This is a genomic window from Ornithinimicrobium sp. CNJ-824, assembly GCF_001942405.1.
In the GTDB taxonomy this organism is placed as follows: domain Bacteria; phylum Actinomycetota; class Actinomycetes; order Actinomycetales; family Dermatophilaceae; genus Ornithinicoccus; species Ornithinicoccus kibberensis.
Genome location: NZ_MKKA01000027.1, coordinates 1 through 12934 on the forward strand (window position 1 = coordinate 1; position 12934 = coordinate 12934).

21 protein-coding genes and 1 pseudogene are annotated in these 12934 nt (G+C 74.2%); 8 read left to right on the plus strand and 14 right to left on the minus strand.

Annotated features, from left to right (window positions below):
- Positions 1-411: DUF305 domain-containing protein (locus BJF81_RS10335; RefSeq protein WP_075958270.1), on the plus strand; the 411-nt coding region annotated here is incomplete at its 5' end.
- 77 nt (positions 412-488) lie between these two features.
- On the opposite strand, the gene BJF81_RS10340 is transcribed toward BJF81_RS10335, so the two are convergent.
- Together BJF81_RS10340 and BJF81_RS10345 are read right to left on the minus strand one after the other, a co-directional pair.
- On the minus strand, positions 489-1220 hold the full coding sequence (locus BJF81_RS10340; protein WP_075958271.1) for a B3/B4 domain-containing protein: 732 nt from the start codon (positions 1218-1220) through the stop codon (positions 489-491).
- Positions 1217-1816 carry a helix-turn-helix domain-containing protein gene (locus BJF81_RS10345; protein ID WP_075958284.1) on the minus strand — a complete coding sequence of 200 codons (600 nt, stop codon included), beginning with the start codon at positions 1814-1816 and terminating at the stop codon, positions 1217-1219. The genes BJF81_RS10340 and BJF81_RS10345 overlap by 4 nt, the downstream gene beginning before the upstream one ends.
- Before the next feature lie 143 nt (positions 1817-1959).
- Here BJF81_RS10345 and BJF81_RS10350 point away from each other — a divergent pair, with 143 nt between their 5' ends.
- From BJF81_RS10350 to BJF81_RS10360, 3 genes are all read left to right on the plus strand, one after another.
- Positions 1960-3012, plus strand: a complete 1053-nt coding sequence (locus BJF81_RS10350; RefSeq protein WP_075958272.1) for an NAD(P)H-binding protein — start codon at positions 1960-1962, stop codon at positions 3010-3012.
- Between the two features lie 134 nt (positions 3013-3146).
- Positions 3147-3341: a helix-turn-helix transcriptional regulator gene (locus BJF81_RS10355; protein WP_075958273.1), complete on the plus strand. Its 195-nt coding sequence runs from the start codon at positions 3147-3149 to the stop codon at positions 3339-3341.
- On the plus strand, positions 3328-3756 hold the full coding sequence (locus BJF81_RS10360; protein WP_075958274.1) for a hypothetical protein: 429 nt from the start codon (positions 3328-3330) through the stop codon (positions 3754-3756). The genes BJF81_RS10355 and BJF81_RS10360 overlap by 14 nt, the downstream gene beginning before the upstream one ends.
- A 23-nt stretch (positions 3757-3779) precedes the next feature.
- Here BJF81_RS10360 and BJF81_RS10365 read toward each other — a convergent pair whose 3' ends face one another.
- The 3 genes from BJF81_RS10365 to BJF81_RS10375 form a co-directional block, all read right to left on the minus strand.
- Positions 3780-4346 (minus strand): dihydrofolate reductase family protein, encoded by a 567-nt coding sequence (locus BJF81_RS10365; protein WP_075958275.1) that lies wholly within the window; start codon positions 4344-4346, stop codon positions 3780-3782.
- A gap of 80 nt (positions 4347-4426) precedes the next feature.
- The gene (locus tag BJF81_RS10370; RefSeq protein WP_075958276.1) at positions 4427-5233 is read right to left on the minus strand and encodes a class I SAM-dependent methyltransferase; all 807 of its coding nucleotides are present in this window, start codon (positions 5231-5233) and stop codon (positions 4427-4429) included.
- Between the two features lie 10 nt (positions 5234-5243).
- On the minus strand, positions 5244-5753 hold the full coding sequence (locus tag BJF81_RS10375) for a GNAT family N-acetyltransferase (RefSeq protein WP_237770180.1): 510 nt from the start codon (positions 5751-5753) through the stop codon (positions 5244-5246).
- Between the two features lie 79 nt (positions 5754-5832).
- Here BJF81_RS10375 and BJF81_RS10380 point away from each other — a divergent pair, with 79 nt between their 5' ends.
- From BJF81_RS10380 to BJF81_RS10390, 3 genes are read left to right on the plus strand one after another with little or no spacing between them, the layout of a single operon-like run.
- Positions 5833-6171, plus strand: a complete 339-nt coding sequence (locus BJF81_RS10380; protein ID WP_083664153.1) for a hypothetical protein — start codon at positions 5833-5835, stop codon at positions 6169-6171.
- A 26-nt stretch (positions 6172-6197) separates the two neighbouring features.
- Positions 6198-7277 carry a tocopherol cyclase family protein gene (locus BJF81_RS10385; protein WP_075958277.1) on the plus strand — a complete coding sequence of 360 codons (1080 nt, stop codon included), beginning with the start codon at positions 6198-6200 and terminating at the stop codon, positions 7275-7277.
- Positions 7274-7663, plus strand: coding sequence for a TraR/DksA family transcriptional regulator (locus BJF81_RS10390; protein WP_237770181.1), 390 nt, complete (start codon positions 7274-7276; stop codon positions 7661-7663). The genes BJF81_RS10385 and BJF81_RS10390 overlap by 4 nt, the downstream gene beginning before the upstream one ends.
- Here BJF81_RS10390 and BJF81_RS10395 read toward each other — a convergent pair.
- The gene (locus BJF81_RS10395; RefSeq protein WP_075958278.1) at positions 7654-8406 is read right to left on the minus strand and encodes an HpcH/HpaI aldolase family protein; all 753 of its coding nucleotides are present in this window, start codon (positions 8404-8406) and stop codon (positions 7654-7656) included. The two genes, BJF81_RS10390 and BJF81_RS10395, sit on opposite strands and share 10 nt — an antisense overlap.
- Positions 8407-8491: 85 nt before the next feature.
- On the minus strand, positions 8492-8824 hold the full coding sequence (locus tag BJF81_RS10400) for a VOC family protein (RefSeq protein ID WP_075958279.1): 333 nt from the start codon (positions 8822-8824) through the stop codon (positions 8492-8494).
- Between the two features lie 71 nt (positions 8825-8895).
- Here BJF81_RS10400 and BJF81_RS10405 point away from each other — a divergent pair, with 71 nt between their 5' ends.
- Positions 8896-9471 (plus strand): 1-acyl-sn-glycerol-3-phosphate acyltransferase, encoded by a 576-nt coding sequence (locus BJF81_RS10405; protein WP_075958280.1) that lies wholly within the window; start codon positions 8896-8898, stop codon positions 9469-9471.
- Between the two features lie 14 nt (positions 9472-9485).
- Here the strand turns inward: BJF81_RS10405 and arr are convergent, their stop codons facing one another.
- From arr to BJF81_RS10430, 7 genes and pseudogenes are all read right to left on the minus strand, one after another.
- Positions 9486-9920, minus strand: a complete 435-nt coding sequence (gene arr, locus BJF81_RS10410; protein WP_075958288.1) for an NAD(+)--rifampin ADP-ribosyltransferase — start codon at positions 9918-9920, stop codon at positions 9486-9488.
- Positions 9921-9997: 77 nt separating this feature from the next.
- On the minus strand, positions 9998-10315 hold the full coding sequence (locus BJF81_RS21020; RefSeq protein WP_342447125.1) for a hypothetical protein: 318 nt from the start codon (positions 10313-10315) through the stop codon (positions 9998-10000).
- 33 nt (positions 10316-10348) lie between these two features.
- Positions 10349-10540, minus strand: coding sequence for a class I SAM-dependent methyltransferase (locus BJF81_RS21025; protein WP_342447126.1), 192 nt, complete (start codon positions 10538-10540; stop codon positions 10349-10351).
- Between the two features lie 12 nt (positions 10541-10552).
- The gene (locus BJF81_RS21030) at positions 10553-10690 is read right to left on the minus strand and encodes a hypothetical protein (RefSeq protein WP_342447127.1); all 138 of its coding nucleotides are present in this window, start codon (positions 10688-10690) and stop codon (positions 10553-10555) included.
- Positions 10691-10700: 10 nt separating this feature from the next.
- Positions 10701-11713: pseudogene (locus BJF81_RS10420) on the minus strand (DNA glycosylase AlkZ-like family protein).
- 59 nt (positions 11714-11772) lie between these two features.
- Positions 11773-12351: a hypothetical protein gene (locus BJF81_RS10425; RefSeq protein ID WP_143780795.1), complete on the minus strand. Its 579-nt coding sequence runs from the start codon at positions 12349-12351 to the stop codon at positions 11773-11775.
- A 50-nt stretch (positions 12352-12401) separates the two neighbouring features.
- Positions 12402-12827 carry a DUF4262 domain-containing protein gene (locus BJF81_RS10430; RefSeq protein ID WP_075958283.1) on the minus strand — a complete coding sequence of 142 codons (426 nt, stop codon included), beginning with the start codon at positions 12825-12827 and terminating at the stop codon, positions 12402-12404.
- Positions 12828-12934: the final 107 nt, after the last annotated feature.

The window sequence follows — 12934 nt, forward strand, 5'->3', positions numbered from 1 at the left end:
TTCAGCGAGGAGCGGGTCTACATGGCCCTGCTCATGGGCTCGGCGATGGCCATCATCATGCTCGGCTTCATGTGGGGGATGATGTACAAGAACGTCACGGTCAACCTCGCCATCATCGCCGGCGCCATCGTCCTGGGCCTGACCGCGCTGTGGCTGTCCCGCTCGCAGACCTTCGTCGAGGACCGGGCCTACATGAACGGGATGATCCCGCACCACTCCATCGCCATCCTCACCAGCGAGCGCGCCGACATCGACGACGTGCGGGTGCGCGAGCTGGCCGACGAGATCATCGAGGCCCAGCGCAAGGAGATCGCCGAGATGAAGTGGCTCGTCGACGACATCGCCGAGAACGGCGTCGTGACCACCCAGGAGGAGGCCGAGCAGCGCCCGGTGCCCGAGTTCGCCCCCTGAGCGGGTCAGCACCTCGACTGTCAGCCGGTTCTTGACACGCCCGAGGACAAAACCGCTGGTCGCGAGGCCCCAGTTCGTCAAGAACCGGCTGAGAGTCCACCTCCGGCCCCCAGCAGCCGGCGCCAGCTGCGGATCTGCGCCCCCTCGGCCAGGTGGCCCACGAGGTCGTCAGCGGCGGCGGTGAGCGCGTCGTCGCCCATCGGGCCGAGTGCGTCGAGGATGAACAGCGCGGTGGTCGTGCCCTCGTGCAGCTGGGTGCGGCGGGCCTGGCGCCAGTTCCACCGCCGGCAGGTCACGCCGGCGTCGTCGGCCCACACGACCTCCCCCGCCTCGGGGTGCTCGACGACCGTCTCCCCGTCGGCCGTCGTGTCGAACGGCTCGGCGCCGGTAGCGCGCACGAGGCGCGGCGGACCGGCATACCGGTCGAGGTCCTCCCCGCCCAGCGGCAGCTGGTGCAGCACCGACACCGCGTTGTAGACGTCGGTCAGCCGGTTGACCCGCGGCAGCCCCTTGGGAGCACGGCGGGTCAGCGCCTCCAGGCTGTTGCGGGTGCGCTGCGGCTTGGCCCCGAAGGCGCGGTAGGCCTCGCGCCAGGCCGCCACGTGCGCCAGCTCCTCGACCGGCGACCGCCCGAGCAGCTCGCGCGCGTGCTCCTCGGCGGCGACGAGCAGCGCCTCGCTGCCGCTGTCGCCGGCCGCGGGGACGATCCCGTCGACGACCACGAGCAGCGCGCGGTAGTCCGGCCGGAGCGCGAGCACCTCGTCGTCGACGGAGGCGCGGGCGAGCAGGTCCTCGGGGGTGGGGGTCATCGGGTTCCTCCTGGGGTGGTGGGGCCGACCCCCGGTTCGAGGACGGCCAGGGAGAAGCGGGCAGGTATGTCGTGCACGTTCCGGTAGGCGTGCGGGACGTCGCCGGGGAAGCTCGCGGCGTCGCCGGGCGACAGCTCGTGGCGGGTGCCGTCGACCTCGAGGGCGACCCGGCCGTCGAGGACGTGCAGGAGCTCGGTGGTGCCGACCGCGTGCGCCTCGGCGGCATGGGCGTCGCCGGGGGCCAGCGTCCAGTCCCACAGCTCGAGCACGTCGGGCGGGCGGGTGCCGGCGACGAGCACGCCGCGGCCGCCGTGCTCGCCGGTCCACAGGGTGGCCCCCTCCCCCGACCGGGTCAGCGTGACGTCGGTGGTGCCGGGCGGCTCGACGAGCGCCGGCAGGCCCAGGCCGAGCGCGTCGGCCAGCCGGAGCAGGGTGCCGACGCTGGGGTTGGCGGCACCCTGCTCGACGTTGACGACCATCCGGCGGCTTAGGCCGGAGGCCTCGGCCAGCCGGTCGAGGGTCCAGCGCCGGTCCTGCCGTTCGCGACGCACCCGCGCACCGACGGCGGCGGCGAGAGCTGCGGCCTGGGGATCCATGGAGTGCAGCATAGTGCACTTTCTGGTGCACTCGAGCGGCGGCCTTCCCGCACCCCGGAGCGGGCCCGGCGACGGGCCCGCCCGCCCGGGCTGCGCCATACTGGCGCCTGACCGCTCGGGACGCTCGAAGGGATGGGACAGGCATGAAGGTTCTGGTGACCGGCGCGACCGGCTACGTCGGGGGGCGGCTGGTCCCGCGGCTGCTCGACGAGGGCCACGAGGTGCGCACGACGACGCACGACCCGTCCAAGGAGGGACCCTGGTTCTCCGACCGGGTCGAGACCGTCGAGATGGACATCCAGGACCGTGACCAGGTGGACGCGGCGGTCGAGGGGGTCGACGCCGTCTACTACCTCATCCACGGGATGGGCGGGGGCGAGGACTTCGCCCAGAAGGACCGCGAGGCAGCCCAGCACGTGGCGCAGGCCCTGACGAAGCACGGGACGTCCCGGGTGGTCTACCTGTCCGGCATCGTGCCGCCCGTCGACGAGTCCGAGCTCAGCGAGCACATCAGCTCCCGGCTCGAGGTCGAGGACATCCTCAGCTCCACGCCGGCGACCGCCATCACCCTGCGCGCGGCGGTGCTCATCGGCAGCGGGTCAACGTCCTTCGAGATCATCCGCCAGGTCAGCGAGCGGATGCCGCTGCAGACCGTGCCCGACTGGATGAACTCCGACGTCCAGCCGATCGCCGTCGTCGACGCCGTCGAGGCCCTGGTCGGCGCGCTGACGGCCGACGTGGGCACGCGCAGCTACGACATCGGCGGGCCCGAGCGCCTGCCCTACGCCGACCTGCTCGACCGGTACGCCACGGTGGCGGGCCTGGAACGCCCGCAGATCGAGGTGCCCCTGCTGCCGACCGACCTCGTCGGCTTCCTCGCCGGGGGGCTGACCGACGTGCCGACGCCCACCGTGGAGGCGCTGGTCGAGAGCCTGCACCACGACATGGTGTGCGGCGAGGAGGACTTCCGCCGGGACCTGCTGCCGGAGGGCTACGTGCTCGTGGGGCTGGACGAGTCGTTCCGCCGGTCGCTGGCCGACCCCCGGGAGACCTCGGCCGTCGACCCGGCCACGGCCGACCCGATGGGGCCGATGCCGCAGGACCCGTCGTGGGCGGCCGGCGGGGACGACCAGCCGCTGCTGGCGAAGGCGGCCGACACCGTGCGGGGTGCGGTGGACAGGGTGCTGCCGAACTAGGGCCCGCTCGCGACGCGAGGACCCGGTCACGCTGTCGAGGCGAGGACAAGGACGCTTGACATCCCGTGCGACGCGCCGTAACGTCGATGGCGTCAAGGACGCTTGTCCTTGATGGAGCCGGTGGAGGAGGAGCGGTGCGCAACGACGTCAGGGACCTGCGGGTGGCCGCCGGCCTCTCGCAGCGCGAGCTGGCCGAGGCGCTGTCCGTCTCGCGCCAGACGGTGAACTCGATCGAGACCGGCCGCTACGACCCGTCCCTGCCGCTGGCCATCGCCATCGCCCGGCACTTCCGCACGACCGTCGAGGAGATCTTCCATGTGGACCACTGAGCTGACCGCCCGTCAGAAGGCCAATGTGCTGCTGGCCGTCGCGGCCCTCCTGGCCGCGATCCTGGCCACCGGTCTGCTGCTGCAGGAGCACGGCCCCGGCAACATGGGCACCGGTTTCCTGCAGGGCGCCGGCGTGGCGCTGGTGGCCGCCGCCGTGACGCTCTGGCGGGTGACCCGCCGCCCGGAGCGGACCACCACCTTCGAGCGGGCCTTCACGCAGACGGGGGACGAGCGCGACGACAGCGTGCTGACCCGTGCGCTGGCGGTGCTGGGGTTGACGGCTCCGTTGCTCACGACCGCGGCAGTGGTGGTTATCGGGCTGGGCGCCGAAACCATGATGGCTCTGTTCTTCCTGCTCGTGGGCCAGATCGCGGTGGGCGCCGTCGCCTTCGCGTTCATCGCCCGCCGCAGCTGAGTCCCCCTGCAGTCACCCGGCCCCTACGGCCGGTCGGCCACGTCGTAGGCCAGGTGCACCACGCCGCAGTCGAAGCGGTGGTGCCCGACCAGGCGCAGGTCGAGCCGCAGGTCCCGTGGCAGCCAAGGCGTGCCACCGCCGACGACCACGGGGACGACGTAGTACTCGACCCGGTCGACGAGTCCGGCTCTGAGTGCCTGGCCCGCCAGCTCCGGCCCCCCGATGCCCACCTCCCCCTCGGTGTCGTGGACGAGGCGTCGGACCACGGCCGGGTCGAACCGCCGTTCCAGCCGAGTCCGGGCGGTGTCCACCGACGGCAGCGTGCGCGAGAAGACCACCTTGGGCGGGCCCCGCCACTGCTCGCCGTAGTCGCGCTCGACGTCCGGGGAGCCGGGCGCGGCCCCATACGTCTCCCAGACCTTCATCACCTCGTAGAGCCGTCGGCCGTAGAGCTCGGCCGTCACGCGCCGGTCCCGTTCGTTGAGGTAGGCGTGGACCTCCTCGTCGGGTGCGCTCCAGGCGAAGTCCCCGTCCTCGTCGGCGACGTAGCCGTCGAGCGAGCCGATGCCGACGTAGACCAGCTGTCCCATGCCTCAGCTCCTCGCTGCAGGAGCCGGCTCGAGGCCGCGGAACCGGGACCGGGCCGACCGCTGGATCGTGCGGGGCTCTCTCACGGCCGGGTGGCGGTGTAGACCAGGAAGGTGTCGTCGGCCGTGGGCGGCAGGTCGTTGTACTCGCCCGTGACCTGCACGTCGACGAACCCGGCCCGCTCGAGCAGCATCACGACCTCGTGCGTGAAGTAGAGGTTGGTGGTGAGCCGGTGACGCTCCTCCTCGACCAGCTCCCCGTCGTGCCAGCGGTAGGCGTGGATCTCCCAGGCCTCCTGCTGGGCGATCGGGTCGAGGGAGAGCATCCGGGCGACGAGCGCGTACTCGTCGCCGTCCGGGCCGACCTGCCGCTCCGTCGGGGGCTGGTCGGGGTCGGGCTCGGGCAGGCCGTCGCGGCCGCCCGGCGGCCATCGGCTCCACCCTCCCGGGTCGGACCAGGGGACCTCGTTGTCCAGGACGAGCCGGCCGCCCGGCTCGAGGTGGTCGTGCAGCCGCCGTAGCGCCTGCTCGTCCTGGGCGCGGGTCGACCCCAGCCCCAGTCCGCCGCAGACGTAGGCCGTGCGGTAGCGGCGGGGCAGGTCCAGCTCGTGCATCGGCTGCGCGACCAGGTGGGGCGCGGCGCCCACCTGGGCCGCCGCCTCGGCGCACAGGGCCACCATGTCCGGGGACGCGTCGCAGCCGTCCACGTCCAGCCCGGCCTCGACGTAGGGGACGAGCAGCCGGCCCGCCCCGCAGGCGACGTCCAGCGCCGGCTGCCCCGCCTCGACGAACCGGCGGAAGTAGTCGATCTCGGGGCCGGTGCGGCGGAACAGCGACCACCACCTGGCCACCAGCCCGTGGTGCCAGCTCTGCGGCTCGTGCACGTCCACCCTGGCCAGGCTAGCGACGACGGGCCGGATCCGACAGGTCCCGTTCGAGGCGCAGCAGCTCGGCGTGCGGCGGGAAGGTGCTGCGGCTGCGCTCCCCGGTCGGGGCCCAGCCGAGCCTCGCGTAGAACCGGCGACCGCGTCGGTTGTCGGTGAACACCCACAGCCACGCCCGTCGGGTCCCCCGCGAGCGCATGTGGTCCACCACCAGGTCGTGGACCTCCTGGGCGGTCCCGGTCCCCCACCGCTCCAGGGCGGTGCCGAGGTGGAGGAGCTCGTCGCCGCGCACCGCGGCGAAGCCGACGACCGTCCCCGCGTCCAGCGCCACCAGGCACTCGACGTCGGGGCTGGCGATCTCCTCCCGCCACCGGGCGGCGACCACCTCGCGGGGGAAGGGGTGACGGTCCTGGGGGAAGACGTCGGCCAGACCTGCCACCGCCGCCGGTTCCTGGACGTCGAGCACGGCGGGGACGTCCGCGCTCTCCATCGGGCGCAGCTGGACGTGGGCGACCGGCTCCCGCACCCGTCCAGCCTAAGGGTGGAGACGACGATCAGGGGGTCGGCCGGGCGACGACGCGCGTGATCGGTGCCAGGATGGACCCGTGACGTCGGACGCGCGGATGGTGGCCCTGGGGTTCGGCACGTTCGCCCGGGCCGACCGCATCTACGCCCTCGAGCGGATCACCGGCGAGGAGCGGGGCGGGGGCCGGCGCACCCGGGTCTGGATCGACGGCGTCCCCGACCCCCTCATCGCCTCCCGGACCGAGGCCACCATCCTGCGGGACATGGGGCAGGAGGCCGCGGTCGTCGGACCCGAGCTCGACGAGGCGCTCGACCTGGCCCGACGCCTGGCCGCCGCGGCCGAGGCCGGACGGGTGGACCTCGGCGACCTCGGTCGACGGGCGCGCCGCCTGCTCGCCTCGACGACGAGCACCGCCTAGGCCCGCGGCCGAGGTCGACCGTGCCCATGGTCAACGGGTCCCCGGCTCGACGCTCGACCCTGCTCTCCCGCTACCGCGGCACCGGTGCGGACCTGCCCTGGCAGGATCCCGGTCGTGCGCACCCGGGGGTGGCGATGGAGGGCTACTTCTGGCGGGTGACCGACGTGGCGTCGGGCCGTGCGCTCATCGCGCTCGTCGGCGTCAACCAGGGCCCCGACGGGCCGTGGGCCACCGTCGGGCTGGCCACCTCCGACGGCTTCCTGCGCACCGTCGCCCTCCCCGGCGCGGAGGCCGCACCCCACGGACTGGGGGCACGAGGTGGACGGTCCGGGAACGGCTGGGCGATCGAGGGCACGGGGCACCGGCTGACGGTCGACCTCGGACCGGACGCCCGGGTGGACCTGCTGCTCGAGCCGCACCACCCGTGGCCGCGGCCCCTCGGCGGGTCGAGCGTCTTCCACGTCGTGCCCCGGCTCAACCAGTACTGGCACCCGTGGCTGCTCGGCGGTCGCGCCACCGGCACGGTCGTGGTGGGGAAGGAGGCCTGGACCGTCGACGGCGCCCAGGTCTACGGCGAGAAGAACTGGGGCCCCGAGGGCTTCCCCGGCTCGTGGTGGTGGGGGCAGGCCCACGGCTTCGCCGAGCCGGGGGCGTGCGTCGCCTTCGCCGGCGGGCAGGTGCACGCCACCCCGCTGGGTATGCCGTTGCGCACCGAGGTGACCGCGCTCGTCGTCCGCCTCCCCTCGGGTCGGGTCCTGCGCCTGGGCGATCCCGTGGTGACGCCCGTCGACGCCCGGGTCGCCGACGACTCCTGGCGGCTGCGCGGCGTCGACCGGCTCACCGGCTGGCGGGTCGAGGTGGACGCGACCTCGCCGCTGCGGGACGCGCACGTGCTGCCGGTCCCCCTGCCGTCGCAGGCGCGCAACACCCCCGGGGCCCTGGAGCACCTGGCGGGGACGCTCGAGGTGCGCGTCGCCCGGCGGGGCCGGCAGGTCTGGGGCGGCACGTCATACCTCGCCGGGCTGGAGCACGGCGGACTGGCACGGGCCGAGGCCGAGCTGGCCAGGCGCGGTGGTGTCCCCGAGCCGCTCCCCCGGCCGTCGTGACCGCGGCCTCCGGCTCCCCCGACCGGTCCGTCGCCGAGGCGGCGGCCCACCGGCTCGAGGCTGAGCGGGCTGCGCTGCAGGCCCGGCTGGCGCAGCTGGACGGGGACATGACGGCCCTGTTCGACGCCTCCCGCGACTCCAACGCCGACGACGAGCACGATCCCGAGGGCCAGACCATCGCCTTCGAACGGGCCCAGCTCGCCGCCGTGACCGACCAGGCCCGGGAGCACCTCGCGGAGGTCGAGGCCGCCCTCGGCCGCCTCGCGGACGGGACCTACGGGACCTGCCCGGTGTGCGGTGGGCCGATCGACCCGGCCCGGTTGGAGGCCCGTCCGACGGCACGGACGTGCGTGCAGCACGCACCCCCGCGGGGCCGCTACCGGTAGAGCCGCGAGAGCCCGAGGCGAAGGGCCGCGACGTCGGTGTCGAGGGCGACCAGGTCGGCCTCCGGGGCGAGGTCCACCAGGCCCGGCGCACCGGCCATGAAGCCGGCGACCTTCCGCGCGTGCCGGGCCAGCCCGACGACGTGCCGCACCGCGTCGAGGGTCTGCGGCGAGTCGGGGGCGGGGAAGCCCGAGGAGATGGACAGGTCGTAGGGGCCGACGAAGACGCCGTCGACCCCGTCGACGGCGAGGATGTCGGCGGCGTTCCGCAGGCCGGCGGCGGTCTCCACCATGGGGAGCAGGAGCTGCTCGGCGGGGGCGTCGGCCACCCCGAGGGTCTGCCGGCAGCCGCCGGTGCTGCGGGTGCCGCGCGGAGGGGTCCGGCCGGCCGAGACGAGGGCACGGGCCTGGTCGGCCGACTCGACCATGGGCACGATGAGGCCGTCGACCCCCGCGTCGAGGAGCCGGCCGACCGTCGCCGGGGCGTGGTCGGGCGTCCGGGCCAGGACCGGCAGCCCGGCGCGCTCGGCGACACGCAGCAGCCCGGGCACGTCGGAGGGCTCGAGGTTGCCGTGCTGCAGGTCCAGCCCGAGCCAGTCGACGCCGGAGCCGAGGGCCACCTCGAGACCGTAGGGGTCGAGGAAGCTGACCCACAGGCCACGGCGCAGCCCCTCGCCGGATCCGGCGGCGGCTGCCGTCAGGGTCGAGCGGAGGTCGGTGGACGGGGTCGGGGCAGCGATGTTCATGCGCCCATTCTGTGCTCCCGACGGCCCAGCGCCACGGCGGGCGGCCGTGCGTCGTCGCGACGGCGGTGTCTGGCGCCGGGTGCGCCTACCGGCCGGTGTCGACGACGCAGAACAGGGTGCCCGTCGGGTCGGCCAGGACGACGAAGTCGGCGTCCTCGGGGTAGTCCCAGTCGACCCGGGACGCGCCCAGCGAGACGAGGCGCTCGACCTCGAGGCGCTGCTCCGCCTCGCTGTCCGTCCACAGGTCCAGGTGCGTGCGGTCCTGGCCGTCGAGGTGGAGCCGGCAGGCGCCGCTCTCCTGCGGAGCCAGGAAGTCCGGGTTCGCGGCGGCTGGCTCGTACCCCAGCGCCTGGCTCCAGAAGGAGCCGGCGCGCTGGGTGTCGGCCGTGTTCATGACGATCGCTCCGATGCGGATCATGGGACGGACGCTACCGCCGGGGCACCGGGAAGGGGTCCCGGCCCCGTCGGGCCGCCCACTACCGTAGGCCCATGCTCCCACGCCTCGTGGCTCGCGCCTTCTGGTCGCTCAGCCGCTGGACTCTGTCCACCGCGCCCGCACCGGACCGGCCCACGGTGCTCGTGGGTGCACCCCACACGTCCAACTGGGACTTCGTCCTCATGCTGGCGATCACCTGGCGTCTGGGCATAGACACCCGGTGGCTGGGCAAGCACAGCCTGTTCACCGGGTGGCGGGGCCCGGTGATGCGTGCCCTCGGCGGCATCCCCGTGGACCGCGCCAACGCCGGTGGGGTCGTGGACGAAGTGCTCGGGCGTGTCCGCTCGGGGGAGGTCTTCGGGCTCGTGGTCACCCCCGACGGGACCCGTGGAGGGCACACCCACTGGAAGTCCGGCTTCTACCGCATCGCCCGGGAGAGCGGGATGCCGGTGACGCTGGGCTACGTCGACCGCACGACGATGGCGACGGGCCTGGGTCCCACCCTGGAGATGACCGGGGACGTCGCCGCCGACATGGACCGCATCCGCGCCTTCTACGCCGACAAGGCCGGCTTCCGTCCGGAGCTGCGGGTGGAGCCCCGGCTGCGGGAGGAGACGCGCCGGGTCTGAGACGGAGGACGTCCTCAGTCCTCGATCGGCGCCCTACCCTCCTGCTGCAGGGCCGCCAGCCCGTCCCGCATTGCCTGCACCTTCTCGGGCGGGTGCCCTGTCCAGCCGACCAGCTCCCCCACCACCCGCAAGGGCTCGGCCGACCGGAAGGACCTGGTTGGGTTGCCCGGGAACCTCTTGTCGGTGACGTTGGGGTCGTCCTCGAACTCGCCCGTCGGCTCGACGACGTAGATGTGGCCCCGACCCGCGCCGCTGGACAGCTCGGCACCCCAGGTCGCCGCGTCCAGGGTCTCGGTGAAGTAGACGAAGTTCATGACGCGGCCGGCCTCGAAGTTCGACTCCCGCCCCGGCGTGAGGACGTCCCCGACGGCCAGGTCCGCCTTCGTGCCGTGCAGGTACACCCCCGCCTGGTACACCTCGAAGGGCACCGGCCCGCTGGCCTCGTCCATGCGCACCGACACTAGCCCCCCACCCCGGATCCTGGCTCCCCGGAACCGAGGGGACGGGGCAGCCGGGGCCCCGGGGCTCAGGACGCCTGGAGGACGAAGAACAGGAAGCACACGAAGGCGGTCCGCTCGCCCGCGTTGGCGGGCCGCAGCTCGGCGGGCGTGTCCGGCGACCACGGCGGTTCGCTCACCACGCCGATCCGGAACCCCGCCTGCGTGAAGGCGTCGGTCATGGCGTGCAGCGGACGGTGCCAGTAGGTCAGCACGGCGCTCTGGTCCCTGAAGGTGAACTCCTCCGAGTAGCGGGTGAGCGCGAAGTAGTCGCTGCCGGGGTAGTTGAACAGGTACGCCGCCGGGTGGGGCACCGAGACGACGAGGCGACCACCGGGTCGCAGCACGCGGCGCAGCTCCCCCAGGGGGCCGGCCCAGTCCTACAGGTAGTGCAGGGCGAGCGAGCAGACGGCGACGTCGAACGCGGAGTCGTCGTAGGGCAGTCGGGCGGCCAGGTCCGCGACCCTCAGGTCGACCCCGTCACCCAGCCGCTCACGGGCCAGGGCGATCATGGCGGGGCTCAGGTCGAACCCGCTCGCGTCGGCGCCCCTGTCCCGCAGCGCCGCGGTCAACGGGCCCGACCCTCAACCGGCGTCCAGGACGCGCCGGCCCCGGACGTCCCCGGCGAGCTCGACCATCGCCGGGCGTTCGTACCAGGCGTTGAGCAGGTTGTCCTCGTTGGCGGCGGAGTATGCCCTCGCGAACTCGTCGTAGTCGGTCATGCCGCTCTCCCTACCAGGTCACCGTGATCTCGCGGTCCAGGTCCGGCAGGGGCAGGGCGGCGGCCTCCGCCTCGACGGCCCGGCGGTCGCCGGCCGGCAGCCGCGTCCACGACGTGACGGCGACCCGGTGGGCGGAGCGTCGCCAGGTGCCGACGACCTCGCCGTCCACCAGCACCGCCCCGGGCCAGACCCGTGACGTCCACAGCGCCGCGCGGCGCTCCGGGTCCGGCACCAGCAGCTCCCGGTCGACCCCCCACAGCAGGAGGTAGGCATCCCCGCTGGGGAGCAGACGGACGGACGAGGCTCCGCCGGAGGCTGCCGCACGCCCTCCTCGTCCTCCGCCAGGACCCAGGCCCGGCCCGCCGACGGGTACTCCACCGGGACGAGGTCGTCCAGGGCGTCGAGGACCGGGGCCCCCTGCCCCCGCCTCAGCCCCGCCCACGTCTCGAACCCCTCGGGCGTGCCCGGGGCGAGCACCCGCAGGTAGCGACGCGCCAGCTCCAGCCGGGCCTCCGCGGGATCCGTCCCCGACCTGGGGACGGACCACACGTGCGGGGGCCCCGCACCCTCCCACCGCACGAGGACGCGCCCAGTCGTCGCGGCATACCGCAGCTGGCTCGGGTGCATGCCCAGGGCCCGGCCGGCGTCCCGGTAGGGCAGGCGCCGCCCGGCGAGCACCTCCTCGAGCCGGTCGGCGAGGTCCTCGGCGAACCGGCGGCGCGCCGGGTCCACCGGGTGCCTGCCGAGGGTGAAGACGGCGCGGTCCTGCTCCGGCACCACGTACGTGCTGAACCGGGGACCCCACACCTGCACCAGGGACTCGTCGGCCCACGTCGTCGGGGAGGTCTCGCGCACCCGGGCGTGGATGGACAGCAGCGCGGCCCGCGGCACGCTGTCCGTCAGGCCGGCCCACGCCGCGCGCCGCAGCGACGCCCGTCCCGGCTCCAGCCGCTCGTCGAGGGCACCGACCCGCCGCCGGTGGCCGAGGACCTGCTCACGGCTCAGGTGCAGGAGGCCGCTCATCAGGACACGTTACCGCCGTGCGGTCGGCGGGGTCCCCGATCGACCGCGGCCCGACCGCGCTACGGCTCGGCCCAGTGCCGCATCCCGGGGTTGAGCTGCCGGGCGAGCCTGGCGAAGGCGGCGTCGTCCATCTCGAGCCACCCCTCGTCGTCGACGTGGTAGACGCCGTCGTCGAACGCGGTGGCGACGGTCCGGACCATGTCCGCCAGGTCGGCGAACTCGACCGGCTGGTCCCACTCGTCGTTCCGGAGACGGCGCACGGCCCCCTCGCGTCCGTCCCCGAGGTCCACCACGTAGAAGTCCCCGCCCCCGTCCGCGAAGACGGGGAGCCAGTCCGCGCCCCGACGGGGGTGTGACCGGAAGGCCGCGGCGTGCAGGAGCGCGTCCTGCAGGGAGAGGGGGTAGAAGCCGGGGAAGAGCCACAGGTCACCCAGCACGGCCCCGTCCGTGTCGACACCGTCGTGCCACCCGAACAGCGACCGCACGAGCGCGTCGTCGGGCAGCCCGGCGTCCCTCAGGCTGCGGTCGAGCTCGAGGGCGCCCAGTCCTGGGCGCAGCGCACGGAGCAGGGTGTCGCGCCGCAGCCGGGCGTGCGCGGCCTCGATGCGCCCGAGCGCCTGGGCCATGGTCGGGTCCACGCAGGGACCCTACCCGCGAGCCGGACGCCGCGGCCGCCTCGTCACGCCGGTCACGGACGCCCCAGGATCGGCTGGGAGCCCGGCGGGTTGGCATACCCCGGCTCCCAGGGGAGGTGGCCCGCCGAGTCCGTCCACACGACCTGCAGCGCCTCGACGGGTCCGTAGAGCGACCGGGCGGCGGTGAGCCCGGAGAGGTCGGTCACGGCGAGGACGGGCAGGGCCGGTCCGTCGGCGAGCTCGGTGGTGGGCTCACCGGCGACGAAGCGGCCGCCCTCCCGCACGACGATCTCCCCGGCGAGGTTGAGGAACGCGGTCGCAACGTCCGGGGGGAGTCCGGTCAGAACGACCTCCGGATGGCCGTGCCGGGTCAGACCGACCGTGTAGGACAGGCAGCGCGCCGGCTCCGGGTCGACCACGTTGCGCACGGCCCACCCGTGGGTGTCGATCATCGCGCGGAGCTCGTCGAGCGGGTCCATCTGCTCAGCCTAGGGAATCGCTGATCTGGGGGCGTCTGCGGGTGTGAGGCCAGCCCGCAGGGGGGCTGAAGCCCGATGAGGCCGCGGGAGCGACGCTGGAACTGTCC

What these genes read in the sequence shown, in the direction of transcription:
- BJF81_RS10340 (WP_075958271.1), bottom strand. Translation starts at nt 1,220, where the DNA reads ATGACCCCCACCCCCGAGGACCTGCTCGCCCGCGCCTCCGTCGACGAC.
- BJF81_RS10345 (WP_075958284.1), bottom strand. Translation starts at nt 1,816, where the DNA reads ATGGATCCCCAGGCCGCAGCTCTCGCCGCCGCCGTCGGTGCGCGGGTG.
- BJF81_RS10350 (WP_075958272.1), top strand. Translation starts at nt 1,960, where the DNA reads ATGAAGGTTCTGGTGACCGGCGCGACCGGCTACGTCGGGGGGCGGCTG.
- BJF81_RS10360 (WP_075958274.1), top strand. Translation starts at nt 3,328, where the DNA reads ATGTGGACCACTGAGCTGACCGCCCGTCAGAAGGCCAATGTGCTGCTG.
- BJF81_RS10365 (WP_075958275.1), bottom strand. Translation starts at nt 4,346, where the DNA reads ATGGGACAGCTGGTCTACGTCGGCATCGGCTCGCTCGACGGCTACGTC.
- BJF81_RS10385 (WP_075958277.1), top strand. Translation starts at nt 6,198, where the DNA reads ATGGTCAACGGGTCCCCGGCTCGACGCTCGACCCTGCTCTCCCGCTAC.
- BJF81_RS10395 (WP_075958278.1), bottom strand. Translation starts at nt 8,406, where the DNA reads ATGAACATCGCTGCCCCGACCCCGTCCACCGACCTCCGCTCGACCCTG.
- BJF81_RS10400 (WP_075958279.1), bottom strand. Translation starts at nt 8,824, where the DNA reads ATGATCCGCATCGGAGCGATCGTCATGAACACGGCCGACACCCAGCGC.
- BJF81_RS10405 (WP_075958280.1), top strand. Translation starts at nt 8,896, where the DNA reads ATGCTCCCACGCCTCGTGGCTCGCGCCTTCTGGTCGCTCAGCCGCTGG.
- arr (WP_075958288.1), bottom strand. Translation starts at nt 9,920, where the DNA reads ATGGACGAGGCCAGCGGGCCGGTGCCCTTCGAGGTGTACCAGGCGGGG.
- BJF81_RS21030 (WP_342447127.1), bottom strand. Translation starts at nt 10,690, where the DNA reads ATGACCGACTACGACGAGTTCGCGAGGGCATACTCCGCCGCCAACGAG.
- BJF81_RS10430 (WP_075958283.1), bottom strand. Translation starts at nt 12,827, where the DNA reads ATGGACCCGCTCGACGAGCTCCGCGCGATGATCGACACCCACGGGTGG.